Origin of the sequence: Nonomuraea sp. 3-1Str, from assembly GCF_031570565.1 — a bacterium.
Classification (GTDB): domain Bacteria; phylum Actinomycetota; class Actinomycetes; order Streptosporangiales; family Streptosporangiaceae; genus Nonomuraea.
Genome location: NZ_JALHBK010000001.1, coordinates 446,321 through 466,661 on the forward strand (window position 1 = coordinate 446,321; position 20,341 = coordinate 466,661).

Consider the following 20,341-nt stretch of genomic DNA (forward strand, 5'->3'; position numbering starts at 1 on the left):
GTCCTCGTGGTCCGAAACGCTCACCTGCGGACACCTCCGAGCGGACGAAGCCCTCGCGACCGCAGATAGTCGTCGAACGCCGCGCCGGTCGTGAACTTGGGCTTCCAGCCGAGCTCCGCCTCCAGCCGGGAGCAGTCGACCACGCGGCCATGACTCATCAGGCGCACCTGCTCGGGCGAGTAGTCGACCAGCCCGGCCCGGCGGGCCGCGTCGCCCAGCATGCGGAAGGCCGGCGCGAGCAGCGGCATCGACGCCCGGCCCGCGCGGCGCGCGCACTGCGACAGCAGCAGCACGCCTGCCCCGGCCACGTTGAACGTGCCGGGGTGGTCCTCCGTCGCCATCCGGCGCAGCACCTCGACCGCGTCGTCCTCGTGGACGAACTGCAGCCGCGGGTCGAAGCCGAACACCGTCGGCAACACCGGCTGGGTGAAGTAGCGGGTCAGCGGCGAGTCGACGCCCGGACCCATGAAGTTGGCGAAACGCAGCAGCGACACCGTGATGTCGGGGCGACGGCGCGCGAATCCGCGCACGTAGCCCTCGACCTCGGCGGCGTCCTTGGCGTAGCCGTGGACCGGGCCGTCGTGGGGTTCCAGGTCCTCGGTGAAGACCGCGGGATCCCGGGGCGACGACCCGTAGACGGCCGTGGTGGAGCGCACCACGACACGCCGCACGGTGGCGGACCGCTGGCACGCGCCGAGCAGTTGCATGGCGCCGATGACGTTGTGCTCCTTCATCAGCGCCCGGCCGGTGGTGCGCGAGGGAGCGCTCACCAGGCTCATGTGCACGACGGTGTCGATGTCAGCGGCCGCGATCACCTGGGCGATGTCGGGGCTGCGCAGATCCACCCGGACGAACTCCGTCCGGCCGAGGGAGATGCCGCCGTCCCGCGTGAGGGAGGGGGGCGGCACGGTGTCGACTCCGATGACACGGCTGATGTCCGGGTCTGCCGCCAGGACGCTCGCCACCCGGGCGCCGATATGGCGCGAGACCCCGGTGACGAGCACGGTGTGGGTCATCAGCGCCTCGCAGCTGCGTGTGTCTTACTTCTTGTTACGCCGCTGGATGCGCGTCTTCTTGAGCAGCTTGCGGTGCTTCTTCTTGGCCATCCGCTTGCGGCGCTTCTTGATCACAGAGCCCACGGGACCCCCAGTGCTGGTAGCAAGTCTGAACGGTGTGCGAGCGCACACCGGCTCATACACTACCGGCGATCCACGGTAGATCGCCCCAGGGGGGGTAGAAGCCCGGCCGCGTGGCGCCGGCCAGGCCTCTCCCGCGTCGGCATTCGCGGTGTGATCACGGCGTGCCCCACACCGCTACTCCAGCATCAGCCTGCCTCGATGTAGGCCTCCCGCAGATAGTCGTGGACCGCCTGCTCGGGCACTCTGAAGGACCGGCCTACTCGGATGGCCGGCAGCTCGCCGGAGTGCACCAGGCGGTACACGGTCATCTTGGACACCCGCATGACCGTGGCCACTTCCGCCACGGTCAGGAACTTCACCTCGCTGAGAGGTCTTTCGCTGCCTGCACCCATCGGACGCCTCTTCCGCACGTGTTTCCGGGTTATCCCCACTGGTGCCATTGCTCACGCACGTGTACTGCTGTCAGCGTAAGTCGCGACTCCGAGTCGGCAAACCCCCTAGTTTCTCAGTTCGCGGAGCCACATGTCAGCCAGACCAGCGAAATCGCTGGCCAGCACCGTTGCCGAGCACCTCGCCTGGACCTTGGAACCGTCCAACTTGTCACACATAGAGTCGCCCAGGGTGTGCCAAAAGTTGGCAAAGGGACAGCGAGCCTCTTGGAATGCAGGCGCGAAAAGACCGTATCGGGAGGGCCGAATTGAACTCAGAGGGCGCGTGAGACCAGAGTGACGAGCCGCTCGGTCAGCGGCGCGTAATAGCGCGGCAGCACGTTGTCATCGAGCGGGACCACCACGTCGATCTTGCCCTCGGCCTCGCCGACGAACAGGCCGGGGTCGTTGCTGTCCGCGAAGGCCACCGTCGGCACGCCCGCCTGCCCGGCGGCGCCGGCCCAGCCGTGGTCGGCGATGACGAGGTCCGGCGGGTTGTCGCCCAGCTCGGCGAGCATCCACTCCATCGGGGCCGCGTCGTGGGTGTGGACGAAGCCGCCCTTGTCGTCGAGCATCGCCACGTCGTCGAGGTAGCGCAGGCGGCGCGGCCGGCCGAAGCCCGACCCGGAGTACGTCCAGCCCTCGGCGGGCGTCAGCAGCGTCGCGCCGCGCTCGGCGGCGAAGCGGGCCAGCGGCAGGTGGACGGCCAGCAGGCCCGTGGGGTGGCCGGTGGCGAACAGCAGCCGCGGGCTCCCGTGCGACAGCGCCGTCGCGATGCGCTCGGCCATGGCGTCGAGCGCGTCGATCGTGAGCTCGGGGTCGATCGTGTCCTGTCCCCAGCGGTGCCCCGGGTCGGCGACCACGCCCGCGGACTTGGCCATCAGCTCCAGGACGTCCCTGAACGCCCAGGGCTGGTCACTGGTCAGGCCCAGCATGTAGTACGGGTCGCCGTTGGCCAGCGAGCTGTAGTGGTCGAGGTTGTTCTCGCGGGGGGTCGCGACATCGCCGGCGATGCGGGTGCGCACCAGATGCTCGCGGAGTTCGTCGCGGCTCAGCACTGCTCTTCCTCGTCAGGACAGGGGGCTCAGGGCATCGGATCGAGGCCGTGCAACGGGAAGACCGCTTTGCGGGTCGCCATGATGGCACGGTCTATGGGGTCTCCTGGGTCATAACCACCGGATAGGGGACGAAATTCCGGATTGCGACCGTCTGTCATGGTAAGCGGCGGGGTCTCACCCGTGCGCTCCCGCGCCAGGCGCCGCCACTCCTCGCCGGTCGGCGTGGCGGGGTCGAGCGGGTGCCCCGCGACCTCGGCGATCAGGTGCGTCCACGCCCGCGGCACCACCTGGACCAGCTCGTACCCGCCGCCGCCGGTGACGATCCACCGGCCGCCCGCCGTCTCGTGGGCCAGGCGGTGCAGCGCGGCGTAGGCCGTGCGCTGCCCGTCGATGCTGAGCATGAGGTTGGCCAGCGGGTCGAGGGCGTGGCTGTCGCAGCCGTGCTGGGTGACGAGGATCTCCGGCCGGAACTCGCGCAGCAGCGGCGGCACGACCGCGTCGAACGCCCGCAGCCAGCCGGTGTCGCCGCAGCCCGCCGGGAGCGCCACGTTGACGGCCGTGCCCTCGGCGCCGGTCTCCTCGGCGAAGCCCGTGCCGGGGAAGAGGGTGCGCGGGCTCTCGTGCAGGCTGATCGTCAGCACGCGGGGGTCGTCGTAGAAGGCCGCCTGGACGCCGTCGCCGTGGTGGACGTCGACGTCCACGTACGCGACGCGGGTGGCGCCCTGCCTCAGCAGCCAGGCGATGGCCAGCGCCGGGTCGTTGTAGACGCAGAAGCCGCTGGCCGTGGCGGCCATCGCGTGGTGCAGGCCGCCCGCCACGTTGACCGCGTGCTCGGCCGTGCCCTCCCAGACCGCGCGGGCGGCTGCCAGCGAGGCGCCGGCGATGAGCGCGGACGCCTCGTGGACGCCCACGAAGGCGGGGTTGTCAGCCGTGCCGAGCCCCGCCGACAGGTCGGGCGCGCCGGTGGCCGACACCCGCTTGACCGCCTCGATGTAGCCGCGGTCGTGGACCATGGCCAGCTCGTCGTCACCGGCGGGCTCGCACCCGGCCACCTCCACCTTGTCGAGCACGCCGAGCTCGCGGGCCAGCGCCATCGTCAGCTCGACCCGGACGGGCGCGAGCGGATGGCTCGGCCCGAAGTTGTATGAGGTGAGAGCGTCGTCCCAGATGACCCGTGCTGTCCGACTCATAGCTCTCCCGTTTCCTCGCCTTGGGGCGACGTTACCGCAGCGTCAACGGGGGCCGTCCACGCGGTGGCCTCCGTTGATCAAGGTGAAACACAGCACGTCGGACACGAGTCCGCATACCCATGCATATGCCGCAATAAGGTCAGGTCATGGCTCTCCCCCGGCCGACGGCCCGGCGCGCCGCGGCCGTGTGGCGCTTCCTCAGGCGGCCGCCCGTCCTCGACGCCGCTTTGGTGCTCGCGCTCGTCGCCGCGGCCTGTCTGGGCCTGGTGGCGGTGCTCCTGCAGGGTGATCGCGAGGCGGCCGCGGGCGCCGCGCACTTCATGATCACCACGGTCCCCCTCCTCGTACGGCGCCGCCACCCGGTCGCCGCCGCCGCCCTGGTCGCCGCGCTCGACCTGATGGGCCTGGCGACCGGCGTCATCGAAGGCGCGAACGCGTCCGTGGTGATCGCCCTTTACAGCGTCGGCCGCTACACCGGGGGCAGGCCGGCCGTCCTCGTCACCACCGCGGCCACGATCGTCTACAACGTCGCCGACGCGATCGCCGTGGACGGGCCCAGCACCGTGCTGCCCACCGCTTTCCTGTTCTTCGCGTCCATGGGGGTGGGGCAGTTCGTCCGCGTCCGCGCCCAGCTCAGGGAGCGCGATCAGACGGAGGCGGCCGAGGCCGCGGTCCGCGCCGAGCGGCGGCGCATCGCCCGCGAGCTGCACGACGTCGTCGCACACCATCTCAGCGTCATCAACGCCCTGGTCGGCGGCGCCCGCGCGACGCTACCGCCGGGCCACGACGTCACCCGCGACGCCCTGTCGAGCGCCGAGGGCACCGCCCGGCAGGCGCTCGCCGAGATGCGCCAGCTCCTGTACGTGCTGCGGGCCGACGGCGACGGCTCCGACGCCGCCACGGGCGTCGGAGCGGACCGCCTCCCCGCGCTCGTCGAGGAGGCCCGCATCGCCGGGCTCCCCGCCGAGCTGACCGTGATCGGCACAGCCGTGCCCCTGCCGGCGGCCGTGGACCACGCCGTCTACCGCATCGTCCAGGAGGCGCTGACCAACACCCGCAAGCACGCGCCGGGCGCGCGGGCCCGGGCGCTGCTCGCGTACGAGCCGGACGCGGTCGAGGTGGAGGTCCTCGACGACGGCGCCGCCGGCGCGCAGACGGACCGGCCGCCGGGATTCGGGCTCGGCGGCATGGCCGAGCGCGTGGCGCTGTGCGGCGGCGAGTTGCGCGCGGGCCACCGGCCGGAAGGCGGCTTCCGGGTGCACGCGCGCATCCCCCTGGAGATCCCCGTGGAGCAGGCATGATCACGGTGTTGCTGGCGGACGACCACGCGCTGGTGCGCAAGGGCTTCCGGCTCATGCTCGACGCCCAGCCGGACATGACCGTCGTCGGCGAGGCGGCCGACGGCGAGGAGGCGGTCGAGCGGAGCAGGCGGCTTCGCCCCGACGTGGTGCTGATGGACCTGCACATGCCGGGCCTCGACGGGGTGCGCGCCACCGAGCTCATCACGGCGGAGCTGCCCGGCGTGCGGGTGCTCGCGCTCAGCACGTTCGACCTCGACGAGAACGTGCTGGCCGCGTTGCGGGCCGGCGCCAACGGGTTCCTGCCCAAGGACGTCTCACCGGAGGAGCTGGTGGAGGGCGTGCGCGTGGTCCACCGGGGCGAGTCGGCTGTGGCGCCGAGACTGCTGACCCGCCTCATCGGCACGTTCGTCCGGGCCGCGCGCCCCCGCCGCCCGGGCCGGCGCTCCACCCTGACCGGGCTGACCGAGCGGGAGCGCGAGATCCTCGTGCTGATCGGCCGGGGCCGCTCCAACGGCGAGATCGCCGCCGAGCTGGGCGTCTCCCCCTCGACCGTGAAGAACCACGTGACGAGCCTGTTCGGCAAGCTCGGCGTCAGGGACCGGGCCCAGGCGGTGATCGTGGCCTACGAGTCAGGGGCGATCACCCCAGGAGAGTAGGACCGCGCTCCCAGAGGCCCCGCCCGCGAACGGTCCTCCGGCAGGAGGTCCGCCCGCCGCCGCGCGGCCAGGCTGGACACATGACCGCGATAACCGCGACGAACCTGACCAAGAGCTACGGCCGGACCGTCGCCGTGGCCGGCCTCTCCTTCGACGTCAGACCCGGCCACGTGACCGGCTTCCTCGGGCCGAACGGCGCCGGCAAGTCCACGACCATGCGCATGATCCTCGGCCTCGACCGCCCCACCGGCGGCTCGGTGCTCGTCGACGGCACGCCGTACCGGGAGCTGCGGCACCCGCTGCGCAAGGTGGGCGCGCTGCTCGACGCCAAGGCCGTGCACGGCGGGCGCAGCGCGCGCGACCACCTGCTGGCCATCGCGCAGGCCAACGCGATCCCCGCGAGCAGGGTCGGCGAGGTGCTGGAGACCGTCGGCCTGCGCGAGGTCGCCAGGAGGCGCGTCGGCGGCTTCTCCCTCGGGATGTCGCAGCGGCTCGGCATCGCCGCCGCGCTCCTCGGCGACCCCGAGATCCTCATCTTCGACGAGCCGGTCAACGGGCTCGACCCCGACGGGATCCTGTGGATCCGCACGTTCATGCGCGACCTGGCCGCCGAGGGGCGCACGGTGTTCGTCTCCAGCCACCTCATGAGCGAGATGGCGCAGACCGCCGACCACCTCGTCGTGATCGGCAGGGGCCGGCTGATCGCCGCCACGAGCATGACGGAGTTCATCGGCCGCAGCTCCCAGGCGTACGTGCGGGTGCGCTCGCCGCGCCTGGCCGAGGTGGCCGAACTGGTCAAGGTCGGCAGCCTGTACGCCGACCACCTGCGCGTGACGGCGATGTCGCCGCTGGAGATCGGCGCCCTCACCGCCCGGGCCGGCCTGCCGCTGGAGGAGCTGACCCACGTGCAGCCCTCGCTGGAGGCGGCGTACATGGAGCTCACCAAGGACAGCCTGGAGTACTCGTCATGATCGACATCATCCGCTCCGAATGGACCAAGATCCGATCGGTCCGCTCGACGGTGTGGACCCTGGCCGTCACCGCCGTACTGATGCTGGGCCTGTCCGCCCTCTTGAGCGCCTCGGCCAGGAACGCGGCCGACGGGCCGATCGCGGGCGAGGAGGCGATCATGCTGAGCCTGACCGGCCTCATGCTGGCGTCGCTGTCCATGGCCACCCTGGGTGTGCTGGTGATCTCCAGCGAGTACCGCACCGGGGGCATCCGCACCTCGTTCATGGCCGTGCCCCGGCGCATGAGCCTGCTGACCGGCAAGATCACGACGTTCGTCGCGATCTCGCTGGTCGTCTGCACCGTCGCCTCGGCCGGCGCGATCGGCGTCGGCGTGGCCATCTCCCAGCCGCCGTCGATCGAGATGGGCGACGTGGCGCGGTCCGCGCTCGGGTCCGGTCTCTACCTGACCGCCTGCGGGCTGTTCGGGCTGGGACTGGGCACGCTGGTCAGGCACACGCCGGGCGCGATCGTGTCGGCCATCGCGCTGATCCTGGTGCTGCCCTCGCTGGCGAACCAGCTTCCTGGCGAGTGGGGGCGGACCGTGGCCGAGCACTTCACCACGAACGCCGGCCTGCTCGTCGTGTCCGGCGCGGGCAACGGCTCCCTGAGCTCGTGGAGCGGGTTCGCCGTCTACCTCGGCTGGATCGCCGTCACGCTGGCCGTCGCGGCCGTCCTGATGCACCGCCGCGACGCCTGACCCACCGGGCGGCCTCCTCGGCGTACCCGGCCTCGGCCGGTGGGTGCCTGGAGGCCGGGTCGCGGCGGCGTCAGCCGGAGGCCAGCTCGCGGCCGCGGTCGCGGGCGGCCTCGATGGCGGCCAGGAACGCGGCCCGCACGCTGTGCCGTTCGAGCTCGGCGATCGCGGCGATGGTGGTGCCGCCCGGCGAGGTCACGGCCTCGCGCAGGATCACCGGGTGCTCGCCCGAGTCGCGCAGCATCACGGCCGCGCCCACGATGGACTGGGTCACCATGTCGAGCGCGGCGGCCCGCGGCATGCCGAGCAGGATGCCCGCGTCGACCATGGCCTCGACCAGGTAGAAGAAGTAGGCGGGCCCGGAGCCCGACAGGGCGGTCGCGGCGTCCTGCTGCGCCTCGGGGATGCGCAGCACCTTGCCGACCGGCTTGAGCAGGTCCTCGGTGTGCCGCAGGTGCTCCTCGCCCGCGTGGGCGCCGGCCGAGATGACGCTCATCGCCTCGTCGAAGCGGATCGGCGTGTTGGACATGACGCGCACCACCGGCACCTCGACGTCGAGCCGCTGCTCGACGAACGCGGTGGTGATGCCGGCCGCCGCGGTGATCACCAGCCGGTCGGCCGGGACGTGCGGGGCGATCTCGGCCAGCAGCGTGGCCATGTCCTGCGGCTTGACGGCCAGGACCAGCGTCTCGGCGACCTTGGCCGCCTCGGAGTTGGACAGCGTCCGCACGCCGTACGTCTCGCGCAGCACGCGCGCCCGCTCGGGCCTGCGCGTGGTGGCGACGATGTCGTCCGGCTGGCGCCCCGCCCGCAACAGCCCGGACAGCAGGGCCTCGCCCATCTTGCCGGTGCCCAGAATCGCGATCACGTCGCACCTCCCGCGAGCAGCCTACCCGGCGCCCCGCCGGCCGCCCGCACGCCAGGTCTCCGCCCGGCGGCGACCCGGCGGGAACCGCTCAGCGGCGGCCGAGCAGGGAGCGCAGGAAGAAGGCGAGGTTGCGGGGACGCTCGGCCAGGCGGCGCATCAGGTACGGGTACCAGTCGAAGCCGTACGGCACGTAGACGCGCATCTGGGCGCCGAGCCGGGCCAGCCGGTCCTGCTCGCGGGGCCGCACGCCGTACAGCATCTGGAACTCGAACCCGGAGTGGTCGCGGCCGTGCAGCACGGCGAGCGCCGAGGCGATCTCCACCAGCCGGGGGTCGTGCGTGGCGACCATGGGGTAGCCGGCGCCGGCCATGAGCACCTTGAGGCATCGCACGTACGCGCGGTCGATGTCGGCCGGCGCGGTGAGGGCTCCCGGCGCGCTGTAGGCGCCTTTGCACAGCCGCACCCGGACGCCCTCGGACTCGGCGAGCCTGGCGCAGCGCTCCACGGCGCCGGGAAGGTACGACTGGACGACCACGCCGACCGTGGGCTGCTCCTTGAGCAGGGTGGCGTGCACCGAGTGGAGCTTGCCGATCGTGTCGTGCTCCTCGGCGTCGAGGGTGACCGTGATGCCGCGGGCGGCGGCGTGCTCGCAGATCGTGGCGGCGTTGTCGAGCGCGAGCTGCTCCGACAGGCGCAGGCCCAGCGCGGTGAGCTTGACCGACACGTCGGCGCCCTCGGGCAGCTGGGTGAGCAGGGCCAGGTAGGCCCGCACCTCGCGCTCGGCCTGGGCCGGGTCGGCGACCTCCTCGCCCAGGTGGTCGGCGCTGACGAGCAGACCCTCGCGGGTGAGCCGGGAGACGACGTCCCGCACGTCGCCGGCGACGTAGCGGCTGACCACGTCCCTGGTCAGCGGCGAGGTGGACACGACCCGCTCGACGCGGTCGCTCCTGGAAGCTGCGAGCAGCACCTGACGAAGCACGTCCCCAACCCTAGCCCGATGCCCCCGCCCCGCGGCGGATCGCCGTCCGCCCCGGTGCGCGATCCGTTCACGCCGCTTGAACCGGGCGGGCGTGCCGTCCGTCGTAGGGGTATGCGGACCTTGAAAGCGACTCTTCTGGCCGGATCTGTCGTGCTCGCGATGGGATGCGGCACGGTGACGCCCGCCGGGCAGGCCGGACCGCCCTCCCGAGGGCAGGCCGCCTCTCCCGCTCCACACATCCCCGTCTCCGTCCCCGCGGCGACCACCCCGCCCAAGGGCCCCCAGCCGGTCAAGCCCACGGGCGACGCGGTGAACGTGCGCAAGGTGCCCTGGCAGACGGCCCGGGCCGTCAACAAGAGCCGCACGATCCGGCTCGTGTGGTCGTCCGGCGTGGAGCCCTGCACGGTGCTGGACCGGGTCAAGGTCAAGGAGACCGCGAAGACCGTGACCGTCACCCTGTACGAGGGCGCCTCCCCCAAGGCGAAGAACGTGGCCTGCATCATGATCGCCATCGAGAAGACCACGACCGTCAAGCTCAAGGCCCCGCTCGGCAAGCGCAAGCTCGTGGACGGCGCCAAGCACTGACCCCAGCGGCCCCGCGACCCCTGACAGGCCCCGCCCCGGTACGGACATCCGTGCCGGGGCACTTTCTTGGAGGAATGTGCGTTCTGTCGGAATGCCGGGCGAGTCATCTAGGTTGAGTCCAGTAGGCTCAAGTCGTTTGACAAAGCCTCCCGGCATTCGTAGCTTGAGTCTGACCGACTCAACTTTGACCACAAGGACGTACTCATGGCACGTGCGGTAGGTATCGACCTTGGGACGACCAACTCCGTCGTCTCGATCCTCGAGGGCGGTGAGCCCACCGTCATCGCCAACGCGCAGGGCTCGCGGACCACGCCGTCCGTGGTCGCCTTCGCGAAGAACGGCGAAGTCCTGGTCGGCGAGGTCGCCAAGCGCCAGGCCGTCACCAACGTGGACCGCACCATCCGCTCCGTCAAGCGCGAGATGGGCACCAACTGGTCCCAGGAGATCGACGGCAAGAAGTTCTCCCCGCAGCAGATCAGCGCCTTCGTCCTGCAGAAGCTCAAGCAGGACGCCGAGGCGTACCTGGGCGAGAAGATCACCGACGCGGTGGTCACCGTCCCCGCGTACTTCAACGACGCCCAGCGGCAGGCCACCAAGGAGGCCGGCACCGTCGCGGGCCTCAACGTGCTGCGCATCATCAACGAGCCCACCGCCGCGGCCCTCGCGTACGGGCTCGACAAGGAGCAGGACCAGACGATCCTGGTCTTCGACCTCGGCGGCGGCACCTTCGACGTGTCCCTGCTCGACGTCGGCCAGGAGGACGGCCACGGCTTCGTCGAGGTGAAGGCCACCTCCGGTGACAACCACCTCGGTGGCGACGACTGGGACCAGCGCGTCGTCGACGAGCTCGTCAAGCGCTTCCAGAACGCCCACGGCGTCGATCTGTCCAAGGACAAGATGGCTCTGCAGCGCCTGCGCGAGGCCGCGGAGAAGGCGAAGATCGAGCTGTCCAGCCAGTCCGAGACCAGCATCAACCTGCCCTACATCACGGCCTCCTCCGAGGGCCCGCTGCACCTCGACGAGAAGCTGACCCGCGCCGAGTTCCAGCGGCTGACCGCCGACCTGCTCGAGCGGACCAAGGGCCCGTTCCACCAGGTCATCAAGGACGCCGGCATCAAGGTCTCCGACATCGCCCACGTGGTGCTCGTCGGCGGCTCGACCCGCATGCCCGCGGTCACCGAGCTGGTCAGGGAGCTGACCGGCGGCAAGGAGCCCAACAAGGGCGTCAACCCGGACGAGGTCGTCGCCATCGGCGCCGCCCTGCAGGCCGGCGTGCTCAAGGGCGAGGTCAAGGACGTCCTGCTGCTCGACGTGACCCCGCTGTCGCTGGGCATCGAGACCAAGGGCGGCATCTTCACCAAGATCATCGAGCGCAACACCACGATCCCGACCAAGCGCTCCGAGGTCTTCACCACGGCCGAGGACAACCAGCCGTCGGTGCAGATCCAGGTGTTCCAGGGTGAGCGCGAGATCGCCTCGTACAACAAGAAGCTCGCCACGTTCGAGCTGACCGGCATCGCCCCGGCGCCGCGCGGCATCCCGCAGATCGAGGTCACCTTCGACATCGACGCCAACGGCATCGTCAACGTCTCCGCCAAGGACCTGGGCACGGGCAAGGAGCAGTCGATGACGATCACCGGCGGCTCCGCGCTGCCGAAGGACGACATCGAGCGGATGATGCGCGAGGCCGAGTCGTACGCCGAGGAGGACAAGAAGCGCCGCGAGGAGGCAGAGGTCCGCAACAACGCGGACGGGCTCGCCTACCAGACGGAGAAGTTCCTCCGCGAGAACGACGACAAGGTCCCGGGCGACATCAAGACCGAGGTCAACGACGCGCTCGGCGAGCTGAAGAAGGCCCTGGAGGGCACGGACACCGACACGATCCGCACCTCCGCCGAGAAGCTCGCCACCGTCAGCCAGAAGATGGGCTCGGCGATCTACGCCCAGAGCCAGCAGCAGGCCGGCGGCGAGGGCGCCCCGCAGGGGGCCGCGCCCGGCGACGGCCAGCAGCAGCAGAAGGCCGACGACGACGTGGTCGAGGCCGAGATCGTTGACGACGACCAGCCGAAGAAGGACCAGTGATGCCGCCGCGTGACAACGGGCACGAGCACGGTGAGCCGGTGATCCGCGACAACCGCAAGATCGACCCGGAGACGGGGCTGCCACGCGTCAGCTCGGAGGGCGGGGCCGAGGCCCGTTCCGAGCAGGCGCCGGCCCCCGACCAGGCCGGGACGACGACCGACGGCGAGCTGGAGGCCCAGCTCGCCGAGCGGACCGCCGACCTCCAGCGGCTCCAGGCCGAGTACACCAACTACCGCAGGCGCGTCGAGCGTGACCGCGTCGCGGTGCGCGAGCAGGCCGTCGCGGGGGCGCTCATGGAGCTGCTGCCCGTGCTCGACGACATCGGCCGGGCCCGCGACCACGGCGAGCTGACGGGTGGCTTCGCGAAGGTGGCGGAGTCCCTGGAGGCGGCGGTCACCAAGCTCGGGCTGAGCGCGTTCGGCCAGAAGGGCGAGCCGTTCGACCCGATGGTCCACGAGGCGCTGATGCACAGCTACTCGCCGGACGTGACCGAGCCGACCGCGGTCGAGGTCCTGCAGTCCGGCTACCGGATGGGCGAGCGGGTGCTGCGCCCGGCCCGGGTGGCTGTGGCCGAGCCCGAGGACGCCCCCCCGGCGTCCGGCGACATCGCCGACTGACTCCGGCGACGACAACTCCACGAACATGGACGAAGGGCTGTAGATGAGCACCAAGGACTACCTGGAGAAGGACTACTACGCCGTCCTTGGTGTGCCCAAGTCCGCCACCGCCGATGAGATCAAGAAGGCGTACCGGAAGCTGGCCAGGCAGTACCATCCCGACACCAACCAGGGCGACACCGCCAAGGAGACCAAGTTCAAGGAGGTCTCCGAGGCGTACGACGTCCTGTCCGACGGCAAGCGCCGCAAGGAGTACGACGAGGCGCGGACGCTGTTCGGCTCCGGTGTCGGCGGCCAGCGGCCCGGCGGCGGTGGCGGGTTCCCGTTCGACTTCGGCGACCTCTTCGGCGGCACGGCCGGCCCCCAGGGCGGCCACGGCGCCGGAGAGCGGCTCGGTGACCTGTTCGGCGGGCTGTTCAACCGCACGGGGGGTGGTGGTGCGACCCGCACCACCAGCACCACCAGGCCCCGCCGCGGACAGGACATCGAGTCCGAGGTCACGCTCACGTTCACGGAGGCGGTCGAGGGCACCACGGTGTCCCTCCGGCTCACCAGCTCGGCCGCCTGCGCCGCGTGCAGCGGCACGGGAGCCAAGGCGGGCACCACCCCGCGGGTCTGCCCCACCTGCGAGGGCACCGGCGCGGCCAGCCGCAACCTGGGCAACTTCGCCTTCTCCGAGCCGTGCCGCGACTGCAAGGGCCGCGGCCTGCTCGTGGACGACCCGTGCCCCGTGTGCGACGGCAGCGGCCGGGCCAGGAGCACGCGCACCATCCAGGCGCGCATTCCCGCGGGGGTGGCCGACGGCCAGCGGGTCCGGCTCAAGGGCAAGGGCGCGCCGGGCGAGAACGCGGGACCCGCGGGCGACCTGTACATCCTCACCCACGTCAAGCCGCACGCGGTCTTCGGCCGCTCGGGCGACAACCTGACGATCACCGTGCCGGTGACGTTCACGGAGGCCGCGCTGGGCGCCGAGATCAAGGTGCCCATCCTCAAGGGGATGCCGGTCACGCTGCGCATCCCGCCGGGGACCCCGAACGGCCGCACCTTCCGCGTCCGCGGCCGGGGCGCCGCCCGCAAGGACGGCACGAAGGGCGATCTGCTCGCCACGGTGGAGGTGGTCGTCCCGCAGAGCCTCGACGACAAGTCGCGCGAGCTCCTGACGGAGTTCGGCACCGCGACGGCGGGTGACGACCCGCGAGCTGATCTCATTCAGAGAGCCAGAAGCGAGTAGCCGATGGACGCCAACTATTTCGATCTCTCAGACGACACGCCCGTCTACGTGATCTCGGTGGCCGCGCAACTCTCGGGGCTGCACCCGCAGACGCTGCGGCAGTACGACCGGCTGGGGCTGGTCAGCCCCGGACGTACGGCGGGGCGCGGCCGCCTCTACTCGACGCGCGACATCCTCCAGCTCCGCGAGGTGCAGCGGCTCTCCCAGGAGGAGGGCATCAACCTCGCCGGCATCAAACGGATCCTGGAGCTGGAGAACGAGGCGTTGCGGCTGCGCGAGGAGGTCCACCGCCTGCGCGCCGAGATGCAGATGGTCAAGGCGCTTATCCGCTACGAGCTGCCACCGGGGGCCTAGAACAAGATGGACTACAAGCTCACTCAGAAGAGCCAGGAGGCTCTCTCGGGGGCCATGCGGCGCGCCGCCGCCGAGGGTCACCCGGAGATCTCCCCGGCGCACCTGCTGACCACGCTGCTCGGCCAGACGGGCGGCACCGCGGTCCCGCTGCTGGAGGCCGTGGGCGCCGACTGGAAGGCCGTGCGCGCCAGGGCGGAGGAGCAGCTGGCGGCGCTGCCGAAGGCGCAGGGCTCCACCGTGAGCGCGCCGACGAGCTCGCGCCAGCTTCTCACCGTCATCAACACCGCGGCGCAGCGCGCCAAGCGACTGGAGGACGAGTACGTCTCCACCGAGCACCTGCTCGTGGGCCTGGCCACCGACGGCGGCCAGGTGGCGGAGCTGCTCAAGGGGCAGGGGGCCACGCCGCAGGCGCTGCTGGACGCGTTCGAGAAGGTGCGCGGCCACGCCCGCGTCACCAGCGAGACGCCCGAGGACACCTACCAGGCGCTGGAGAAGTACGGCGTCGACCTGACCGAGCGCGCCCGCGCGGGCCGGCTCGACCCGGTCATCGGCCGTGACTCCGAGATCCGCCGCGTGGTGCAGGTGCTGTCCCGGCGCACCAAGAACAACCCGGTGCTGATCGGCGAGCCCGGCGTCGGCAAGACCGCCGTCGTCGAGGGCCTGGCCCAGCGGATCGTGGCGGGCGACGTGCCCGAGTCGCTGCGCAACAAGCGGCTCATCTCGCTCGACCTGGGCGCGATGGTGGCGGGCGCGAAGTACCGCGGCGAGTTCGAGGAGCGGCTGAAGGCCGTGCTGTCCGAGATCAAGGAGAGCAACGGCCAGATCGTCACCTTCATCGACGAGCTGCACACGGTCGTCGGCGCGGGCGCCGCCGAGGGCGCGATGGACGCGGGCAACATGCTCAAGCCCATGCTGGCCCGCGGCGAGCTGCGCATGATCGGCGCGACGACGCTCGACGAGTACCGCGAGCGCATCGAGAAGGACCCGGCGCTGGAGCGCCGCTTCCAGCAGGTGTACGTCGGCGAGCCGACGGTCGAGGACACCATCGCGATCCTGCGCGGGCTGAAGGGCCGCTACGAGGCCCACCACCAGGTGCAGATCGCCGACAGCGCGCTGGTGGCCGCCGCCGCCCTGTCCGACCGCTACATCACCAGCCGGTTCCTGCCCGACAAGGCCATCGACCTGGTCGACGAGTCCGCCTCGCGGCTGCGCATGGAGATCGACTCCCGGCCCGTGGAGATCGACCAGCTCCAGCGCAACGTCGACCGCATGAAGATGGAGGAGCTGGCCCTCTCCAAGGAGACCGACGACGCCTCGCTCCACCGGCTGGAGCGGCTGCGCAAGGAGCTGGCCGACCGCCAGGAGGAGCTGAGCGCCCTCGTCGGCCGCTGGGAGCGGGAGAAGGCCGGCCTCAACAAGGTCGGTGAGCTGAAGAAGCAGCTCGACGAGGCGCGCGGCTCGGCGGAGCGGGCGCAGCGCGACGGCGACTTCGAGGCGGCGTCCCGGCTCATGTACGCCGAGGTGCCGAGGCTGGAGCAGGCGCTGCGGGAGGCGTCCGAGGCCGCCCAGCCCGACGACGCCATGGTCAAGGAGGAGGTCGGCCCCGACGACATCGCCGAGGTCATCTCGTCCTGGACGGGCATCCCGGCCGGCCGCCTGATGGAGGCCGAGACGACCAAGCTGCTGCGCATGGAGGACGAGCTGGGCAGGCGCCTGGTCGGCCAGCAGCAGGCCGTCCGCGCCGTGTCCGACGCCGTCCGGCGCAGCCGGGCCGGCATCGCCGACCCCGACCGGCCGACCGGCTCGTTCGTGTTCCTCGGCCCGACGGGCGTGGGCAAGACCGAGCTGGCCAAGGCGCTGGCGGAGTTCCTGTTCGACGACGAGCGGGCGATGACCCGCATCGACATGAGCGAGTACTCCGAGAAGCACAGCGTCGCCCGGCTCGTCGGCGCCCCTCCCGGCTACGTCGGCTACGAGGAGGGCGGCCAGCTCACCGAGGCCGTGCGGCGCAGGCCGTACACCGTGGTGCTGCTGGACGAGGTGGAGAAGGCCCACCCCGAGGTCTTCGACATCCTGCTCCAGGTGCTGGACGACGGTCGGCTCACCGACGGGCAGGGCCGCACGGTCGACTTCCGCAACACGATCCTGATCCTCACCTCCAACCTGGGCTCCCAGTTCCTGGTGGACCCGACGCTGGAGGGCGACGCCAAGCGCGAGGCCGTGATGGGCGCGGTCCGCGGCGCCTTCAAGCCGGAGTTCCTGAACCGGCTCGACGACGTGATCCTGTTCGACGCGCTCGGCTCGGAGGAGCTGGCCCAGATCGTCGACCTCCAGGTCGACCGGCTGGCGAGGCGGCTGGCGGACCGCAGGCTGACCCTGGACGTCACTCCGGCGGCCCGCGAGTGGCTGTCGCTCACCGGCTACGACCCGCTGTACGGCGCCCGTCCGCTGCGCCGCCTGGTGCAGTCGGCGATCGGCGACAAGCTGGCCAAGGCGGTGCTGTCGGGCGAGATCGTGGACGGCGACAAGGTGCTGGTCGACCTCGGCGACGACGAGCTGACCGTCAAGCGCGCCTGACGCGCGACGTACCGACGACAAGGCCCCGGGGCCGGTCTTTCCGGCCGGCTTCCCGGGGCTTTCGCGGGCCCGGGTCCGTGTCGCGGCCCGCTCGCCGGTAAGGGCTGGTCCACCGTTCGGCCAAGCCCGCCCCGGCGCACCGCTTCCCTGGCTAGCTTCGGCCTTCGTCCGAGATCCGCCCGGCGTCCGCCCGGGCAGCCGTACCGACGAGGGGGACGTCCAGTGTCAGTGTCATCCCGGTCCTATCCCAGGTCATCCCGGTCCTGTCCCGGCTTTCGGGCCGTCGCGGCGGCCACGCTGAGCGCCGGGGTCATCTGGATCATCGCGGCGCCGCCTCCCGTCCTCGCCCTCACCCATGCCCTCACCCCCGTCCCGGCCGGGGACGAGGGCGGGGCGGCCGGCGAGGAGAGCGCCGCCGCGGTCGCGGCGCGGACGGCGGAGCGCCTCGGCCTGACCGGCCCCCGCGGCGCCGGCTCCCCGATGGTCGCCCCCGACCTGACGGCCACGGCCGCGGGTGTGCCCGTCCTTCCTCCCGGCGCGCGCAATCCCTCGGGCCTGTCCGACGTGTCCACGATGGCCGCCGCGCCCGACCTGCCCGGTCTGCCGGCGGCTCCGGCCCGGCCCGTCCGGACGTTCGACGGGGTGCCCGTCTCGGGGGCCCCGGAGCCGGCCGTCCGCCGTCAGCACGCGCACGAGGCGCCGGACCGCGCACCGAGCCGCCGGGACGCCGCCACCCACGCGGAGGGGCCGCGCACCGGGGCCTCCCGCGTCGCGGAGCCCGGCGTCACCTCGCTCGGCGACGTCGGCACCCTCCTCCCGAGCCTGCCGCTGGGATGATCCCTGTTACGGTGGACCGTGACGCGGGGTGCCCGGAGGGCCGGGCTGAGATCACACCCGTCGAACCTGATCTAGTTCGTACTGGCGAAGGGACGTCGACGTTGTCGTTCTGCGACGAGGTCTGGGCGAGCACCGCCACGCTGCTCGACGCCATCCATCGGCACCCGTTCAACACCGCCCTCGGCGGCGGCACCCTGAGCCGCGACCGGTTCACCTTCTACCTGGTGCAGGACGCCCGCTACCTGGCGGCGTACGCGAAGGTGCTGGCGACGGCGTCGGCGCGCGCCACCGAGCCCGCGGACGCCATGTTCTTCGCCCAGAGCGCGCACACGGCGCTGGCCGTCGAGCGCGCCCTGCACACCGGCTACCTCGACGGGTTCGGGCTGAGCCCCGAGCACGTGGCCGGCATCCGCACCTCACCGACCTGCCTGGCCTACGCGTCGTACCTCCAGGCGACGGCTCTCAGCGCGCCCCTCCCCGTGCTGGTCGCCGCGGTGCTGCCGTGCTTCTGGGTCTACCAGGACGTCGGAACGGCCCTGCTGGAGCGCACGGCCGGCCGGTCCGGCCACCCGTACCAGGCGTGGATCTCCACCTACTCCGACCCGTCGTTCGCCGCCTCGGTGACACAGGTGCGCGCCATCGCCGACCGGCTGGCCGGGACCGCCGACCCCGCCACCCGCCGGGCCATGGCCGAGGCGTTCTGCCGGGCGACGGAGTACGAGTGGATGTTCTGGGACAGCGCGTGGCGGCTGGAGACGTGGCCCACCGGCCAGTGGCTGGCGACCGGCGCGGAGGCCACGGCCGCCCTCTGACCCCGGATCACCCGTACGGCCTGATCGCGGGCATGCCGACGGCAGCGAGCGCCCCTCGGGGCGCACCCCGGGCCGGACAGGACGCCCGGCCCCGGAGAGCCCGGCTCAGGACACCAGGGCGTCGAGCTCGTCCTCGGGCAGGCCCAGATCGACCCGGATGCGGTAGCGCGTGCGCAGCAGCGCCACATGCTCCGGGTCGTCCTCGTCACTTGCCAGCACGGCCTGGGTCACCCATTCGAGCCCGGCCGGCAGATCGCCGTACGCGACGAGCGTCTCGGCGATCGTGTGGGAGGTCGCCGTGGTGATCCCGCCCTCCGCGCGGATCGCCTCGATGACCTCCCTCGCCTCAGCGGGACGGTCGAGCTCGAAGAGCGTGTCGGCGATGCCGGCGCGTGGGTCGATGAGCGACTCACCGCCGTCCTCCACCGCGCGCTGGAAGCACTCCAGGGCCCGGGCGGGCTGCCCGGCGGAGCGCCATTCCTCGGCCGCGAGGACCAGGATGGACGCCCTGGAGACGTCGCCCGAGGAATAGCCGAGCGCGACGTCGTACAGCCGCCTGGCAAGGGAGCTGTGGTCGTCGGCCAGCAGAGCCTGCTCGAGCAGGCGATCAAGGTGCTCACGGGTCACATGCGCCACACCGCGAGACTACCGAGCCAGGTGCCGGTTTGCCCCGGCAATGCACATCGCCGATCCGGCACGACTTTGGCAAGGTCATGTCAAAGGATGCCCGCTTCCGGCGTGTCTTCGCAGGCCGTAGGGCATATAGCGGTCGCGCGCACCGGCGAGGGGGAGGGGCTGCGATGGGCATCTCCAAGCAGACGACCTTCACACTCTCCTGTGCCGTGGCGCTTTCGGTCCTGGTTCCGGGTGCGGCCGGATACCTTTCCGGACGGCTCGCCGCCGTGGAATCGGCCGAGCGCGAACTCCACGCGATCGAGACCCGGCTGGACGCCCGGGAGGCGCGAGAGGACCGCCAGGCGTGGCCGGTGGCGCTCCCGGCGCCCTGCGACGGTGCCCCGACGGCCAAGGACCGCGAGGGGCGCGCCCCCGCGCCCCGGCAACGCGTGACGCCCTCGCAGGCGCCCCAGGCCGGCGAGGCACGCCCGCCGGCCCCCGACACGCGCCCGCCGGCCCCCAAGGTCCAGCAGCCGCACCCGGCGCTCGGCTGGCTCCCCGAGCTCATCCAGCGCCTGCGCCTGAACGACTGACCACTCGGGGAGTCAGGCCGTCTGCGGCGTCCAGGAGCGGAGCTGGCGGGACAGGAAGCCGCGGATGAGCTGCTTGGCCGCCGCGATGATCTCCGGCTCGCCGTTCGGGTCGCGGCGGAAGGCGAGCTTGAGCACCGCGTCCCCGGCCTCGACCGCCACCAGGACCGCCACGTCCAGCTCATGGCTGTCGGCCAGGCCGAACTCCTGGAGCAGCAGCCCGCGCAGCCGTCCGGCGATCACCGTGTTGTTGTCGGAGTCGGAGTCGAGGAGGTTGAGGTCGACCACGTCGCCGAAGTGCAGGCTTCTGAAGCCCCGGACGGTCCGGTGCATGTCGACGTACTCGTCGATGATCGCGTCGACGGCCTCCCACCAGCCGACGTAGTCCTCCTCCAGGAACCTGCGGCCGACCCTGGAGACGAACTGCTCGACGTTGCGCCGGGTCAGCTCCTGGGTGATGGCCCGCTTGTCGGGGAAGAACTGGTAGACCGACCCGATCGCGACCCCGGCCCGGTCGGCGATGCGGGTGGTGGAGAGCGACTCGTAGCCGATCTCGTCGAGCAGCTCGGCGCAGGCGTCGAGCATCCGCTCGACCCGGCGCGCGCTGCGGCGCTGCGCCGGCCGTCGCCGTAACGGCTGGGGTCGCACGCATTCGTCCATCTGGGGTGACAGCACGAGTTCCATCTTTCCCCCAAGGACACGATCGTTATCTGGCAA

21 protein-coding genes, 1 pseudogene and 1 riboswitch are annotated in these 20,341 nt (G+C 71.8%); of the genes and pseudogenes, 13 read left to right on the plus strand and 9 right to left on the minus strand.

Features of this window, described 5'->3' with window-relative positions:
- Positions 1 to 20: 20 nt before the first annotated feature.
- From MTP10_RS02430 to MTP10_RS02450, 5 genes are all read right to left on the minus strand, one after another.
- Positions 21 to 1,016, minus strand: coding sequence for an NAD-dependent epimerase/dehydratase family protein (locus MTP10_RS02430; RefSeq protein ID WP_310707274.1), 996 nt, complete (start codon positions 1,014 to 1,016; stop codon positions 21 to 23).
- A gap of 24 nt (positions 1,017 to 1,040) precedes the next feature.
- Positions 1,041 to 1,139, minus strand: coding sequence for a 30S ribosomal protein bS22 (locus MTP10_RS02435; protein ID WP_018654693.1), 99 nt, complete (start codon positions 1,137 to 1,139; stop codon positions 1,041 to 1,043).
- Between the two features lie 185 nt (positions 1,140 to 1,324).
- Positions 1,325 to 1,531, minus strand: coding sequence for a helix-turn-helix domain-containing protein (locus MTP10_RS02440; protein WP_310707275.1), 207 nt, complete (start codon positions 1,529 to 1,531; stop codon positions 1,325 to 1,327).
- A 311-nt stretch (positions 1,532 to 1,842) separates the two neighbouring features.
- A complete protein-coding gene (locus tag MTP10_RS02445) occupies positions 1,843 to 2,625 on the minus strand; it encodes a phosphatase (protein WP_310707276.1) in 783 nt (260 codons plus the stop codon).
- 26 nt (positions 2,626 to 2,651) lie between these two features.
- Positions 2,652 to 3,815: an acetoin utilization protein AcuC gene (locus MTP10_RS02450; protein ID WP_310707277.1), complete on the minus strand. Its 1,164-nt coding sequence runs from the start codon at positions 3,813 to 3,815 to the stop codon at positions 2,652 to 2,654.
- Between the two features lie 146 nt (positions 3,816 to 3,961).
- On the opposite strand from MTP10_RS02450, the gene MTP10_RS02455 reads away from it, so the two are divergent.
- From MTP10_RS02455 to MTP10_RS02470, 4 genes are all read left to right on the plus strand, one after another.
- On the plus strand, positions 3,962 to 5,116 hold the full coding sequence (locus MTP10_RS02455; RefSeq protein ID WP_310707278.1) for a histidine kinase: 1,155 nt from the start codon (positions 3,962 to 3,964) through the stop codon (positions 5,114 to 5,116).
- Positions 5,113 to 5,772: a response regulator transcription factor gene (locus tag MTP10_RS02460; protein ID WP_310707279.1), complete on the plus strand. Its 660-nt coding sequence runs from the start codon at positions 5,113 to 5,115 to the stop codon at positions 5,770 to 5,772. The genes MTP10_RS02455 and MTP10_RS02460 overlap by 4 nt, the downstream gene beginning before the upstream one ends.
- Before the next feature lie 80 nt (positions 5,773 to 5,852).
- The gene (locus MTP10_RS02465) at positions 5,853 to 6,743 is read left to right on the plus strand and encodes an ABC transporter ATP-binding protein (RefSeq protein WP_310707280.1); all 891 of its coding nucleotides are present in this window, start codon (positions 5,853 to 5,855) and stop codon (positions 6,741 to 6,743) included.
- The gene (locus tag MTP10_RS02470) at positions 6,740 to 7,480 is read left to right on the plus strand and encodes an ABC transporter permease subunit (protein WP_310707281.1); all 741 of its coding nucleotides are present in this window, start codon (positions 6,740 to 6,742) and stop codon (positions 7,478 to 7,480) included. Before MTP10_RS02465 ends, MTP10_RS02470 begins: the two co-directional genes overlap by 4 nt.
- A 70-nt stretch (positions 7,481 to 7,550) precedes the next feature.
- Here MTP10_RS02470 and proC read toward each other — a convergent pair whose 3' ends face one another.
- Both proC and MTP10_RS02480 read right to left on the minus strand, forming a co-directional pair.
- A complete protein-coding gene (gene proC, locus MTP10_RS02475) occupies positions 7,551 to 8,345 on the minus strand; it encodes a pyrroline-5-carboxylate reductase (protein WP_310707282.1) in 795 nt (264 codons plus the stop codon).
- 88 nt (positions 8,346 to 8,433) lie between these two features.
- Positions 8,434 to 9,324, minus strand: coding sequence for a proline dehydrogenase family protein (locus MTP10_RS02480; RefSeq protein ID WP_310707283.1), 891 nt, complete (start codon positions 9,322 to 9,324; stop codon positions 8,434 to 8,436).
- 120 nt (positions 9,325 to 9,444) lie between these two features.
- Here MTP10_RS02480 and MTP10_RS02485 point away from each other — a divergent pair, with 120 nt between their 5' ends.
- From MTP10_RS02485 to tenA, 8 genes and pseudogenes are all read left to right on the plus strand, one after another.
- Positions 9,445 to 9,909 (plus strand): hypothetical protein, encoded by a 465-nt coding sequence (locus MTP10_RS02485; RefSeq protein ID WP_310707284.1) that lies wholly within the window; start codon positions 9,445 to 9,447, stop codon positions 9,907 to 9,909.
- 204 nt (positions 9,910 to 10,113) lie between these two features.
- Positions 10,114 to 11,991 carry a molecular chaperone DnaK gene (gene dnaK / locus MTP10_RS02490; protein WP_310707285.1) on the plus strand — a complete coding sequence of 626 codons (1,878 nt, stop codon included), beginning with the start codon at positions 10,114 to 10,116 and terminating at the stop codon, positions 11,989 to 11,991.
- Positions 11,991 to 12,608, plus strand: a complete 618-nt coding sequence (grpE, locus tag MTP10_RS02495) for a nucleotide exchange factor GrpE (RefSeq protein WP_310707286.1) — start codon at positions 11,991 to 11,993, stop codon at positions 12,606 to 12,608. Before dnaK ends, grpE begins: the two co-directional genes overlap by 1 nt.
- Before the next feature lie 43 nt (positions 12,609 to 12,651).
- Entirely contained in the window at positions 12,652 to 13,839 is a 1,188-nt protein-coding gene (dnaJ, locus tag MTP10_RS02500) for a molecular chaperone DnaJ (RefSeq protein WP_310707287.1), read from the plus strand.
- 3 nt (positions 13,840 to 13,842) lie between these two features.
- A pseudogene (locus MTP10_RS02505) lies at positions 13,843 to 14,166 on the plus strand (heat shock protein transcriptional repressor HspR); the annotation flags it as partial.
- Between the two features lie 33 nt (positions 14,167 to 14,199).
- On the plus strand, positions 14,200 to 16,770 hold the full coding sequence (gene clpB, locus MTP10_RS02510) for an ATP-dependent chaperone ClpB (RefSeq protein WP_310707288.1): 2,571 nt from the start codon (positions 14,200 to 14,202) through the stop codon (positions 16,768 to 16,770).
- A 222-nt stretch (positions 16,771 to 16,992) separates the two neighbouring features.
- A complete protein-coding gene (locus MTP10_RS02515; protein WP_310707289.1) occupies positions 16,993 to 17,607 on the plus strand; it encodes a hypothetical protein in 615 nt (204 codons plus the stop codon).
- Positions 17,608 to 17,621: 14 nt separating this feature from the next.
- Positions 17,622 to 17,717: riboswitch (TPP riboswitch) on the plus strand.
- On the plus strand, positions 17,709 to 18,419 hold the full coding sequence (gene tenA, locus MTP10_RS02520) for a thiaminase II (protein WP_310707290.1): 711 nt from the start codon (positions 17,709 to 17,711) through the stop codon (positions 18,417 to 18,419). Its footprint overlaps the riboswitch before it by 9 nt.
- A 105-nt stretch (positions 18,420 to 18,524) precedes the next feature.
- On the opposite strand, the gene MTP10_RS02525 is transcribed toward tenA, so the two are convergent.
- Complete coding sequence (locus MTP10_RS02525; protein WP_310707291.1) at positions 18,525 to 19,055, minus strand: hypothetical protein; 531 nt, start codon at positions 19,053 to 19,055, stop codon at positions 18,525 to 18,527.
- Between the two features lie 206 nt (positions 19,056 to 19,261).
- On the opposite strand from MTP10_RS02525, the gene MTP10_RS02530 reads away from it, so the two are divergent.
- On the plus strand, positions 19,262 to 19,627 hold the full coding sequence (locus MTP10_RS02530; RefSeq protein WP_310707292.1) for a hypothetical protein: 366 nt from the start codon (positions 19,262 to 19,264) through the stop codon (positions 19,625 to 19,627).
- Between the two features lie 12 nt (positions 19,628 to 19,639).
- Here the strand turns inward: MTP10_RS02530 and MTP10_RS02535 are convergent, their stop codons facing one another.
- A complete protein-coding gene (locus MTP10_RS02535; protein WP_310707530.1) occupies positions 19,640 to 20,284 on the minus strand; it encodes a TetR family transcriptional regulator in 645 nt (214 codons plus the stop codon).
- Between the last annotated feature and the right edge of the window lie 57 nt (positions 20,285 to 20,341).

Bases quoted from the DNA above. Each gene is read 5' to 3' on its own strand.
- MTP10_RS02430 (WP_310707274.1), bottom strand. From the start codon at position 1,016: ATGACCCACACCGTGCTCGTCACCGGGGTCTCGCGCCATATCGGCGCC.
- MTP10_RS02440 (WP_310707275.1), bottom strand. From the start codon at position 1,531: ATGGGTGCAGGCAGCGAAAGACCTCTCAGCGAGGTGAAGTTCCTGACC.
- MTP10_RS02450 (WP_310707277.1), bottom strand. From the start codon at position 3,815: ATGAGTCGGACAGCACGGGTCATCTGGGACGACGCTCTCACCTCATAC.
- MTP10_RS02455 (WP_310707278.1), top strand. From the start codon at position 3,962: ATGGCTCTCCCCCGGCCGACGGCCCGGCGCGCCGCGGCCGTGTGGCGC.
- MTP10_RS02460 (WP_310707279.1), top strand. From the start codon at position 5,113: ATGATCACGGTGTTGCTGGCGGACGACCACGCGCTGGTGCGCAAGGGC.
- MTP10_RS02465 (WP_310707280.1), top strand. From the start codon at position 5,853: ATGACCGCGATAACCGCGACGAACCTGACCAAGAGCTACGGCCGGACC.
- MTP10_RS02470 (WP_310707281.1), top strand. From the start codon at position 6,740: ATGATCGACATCATCCGCTCCGAATGGACCAAGATCCGATCGGTCCGC.
- dnaK (WP_310707285.1), top strand. From the start codon at position 10,114: ATGGCACGTGCGGTAGGTATCGACCTTGGGACGACCAACTCCGTCGTC.
- grpE (WP_310707286.1), top strand. From the start codon at position 11,991: ATGCCGCCGCGTGACAACGGGCACGAGCACGGTGAGCCGGTGATCCGC.
- dnaJ (WP_310707287.1), top strand. From the start codon at position 12,652: ATGAGCACCAAGGACTACCTGGAGAAGGACTACTACGCCGTCCTTGGT.
- clpB (WP_310707288.1), top strand. From the start codon at position 14,200: ATGGACTACAAGCTCACTCAGAAGAGCCAGGAGGCTCTCTCGGGGGCC.
- MTP10_RS02535 (WP_310707530.1), bottom strand. From the start codon at position 20,284: ATGGACGAATGCGTGCGACCCCAGCCGTTACGGCGACGGCCGGCGCAG.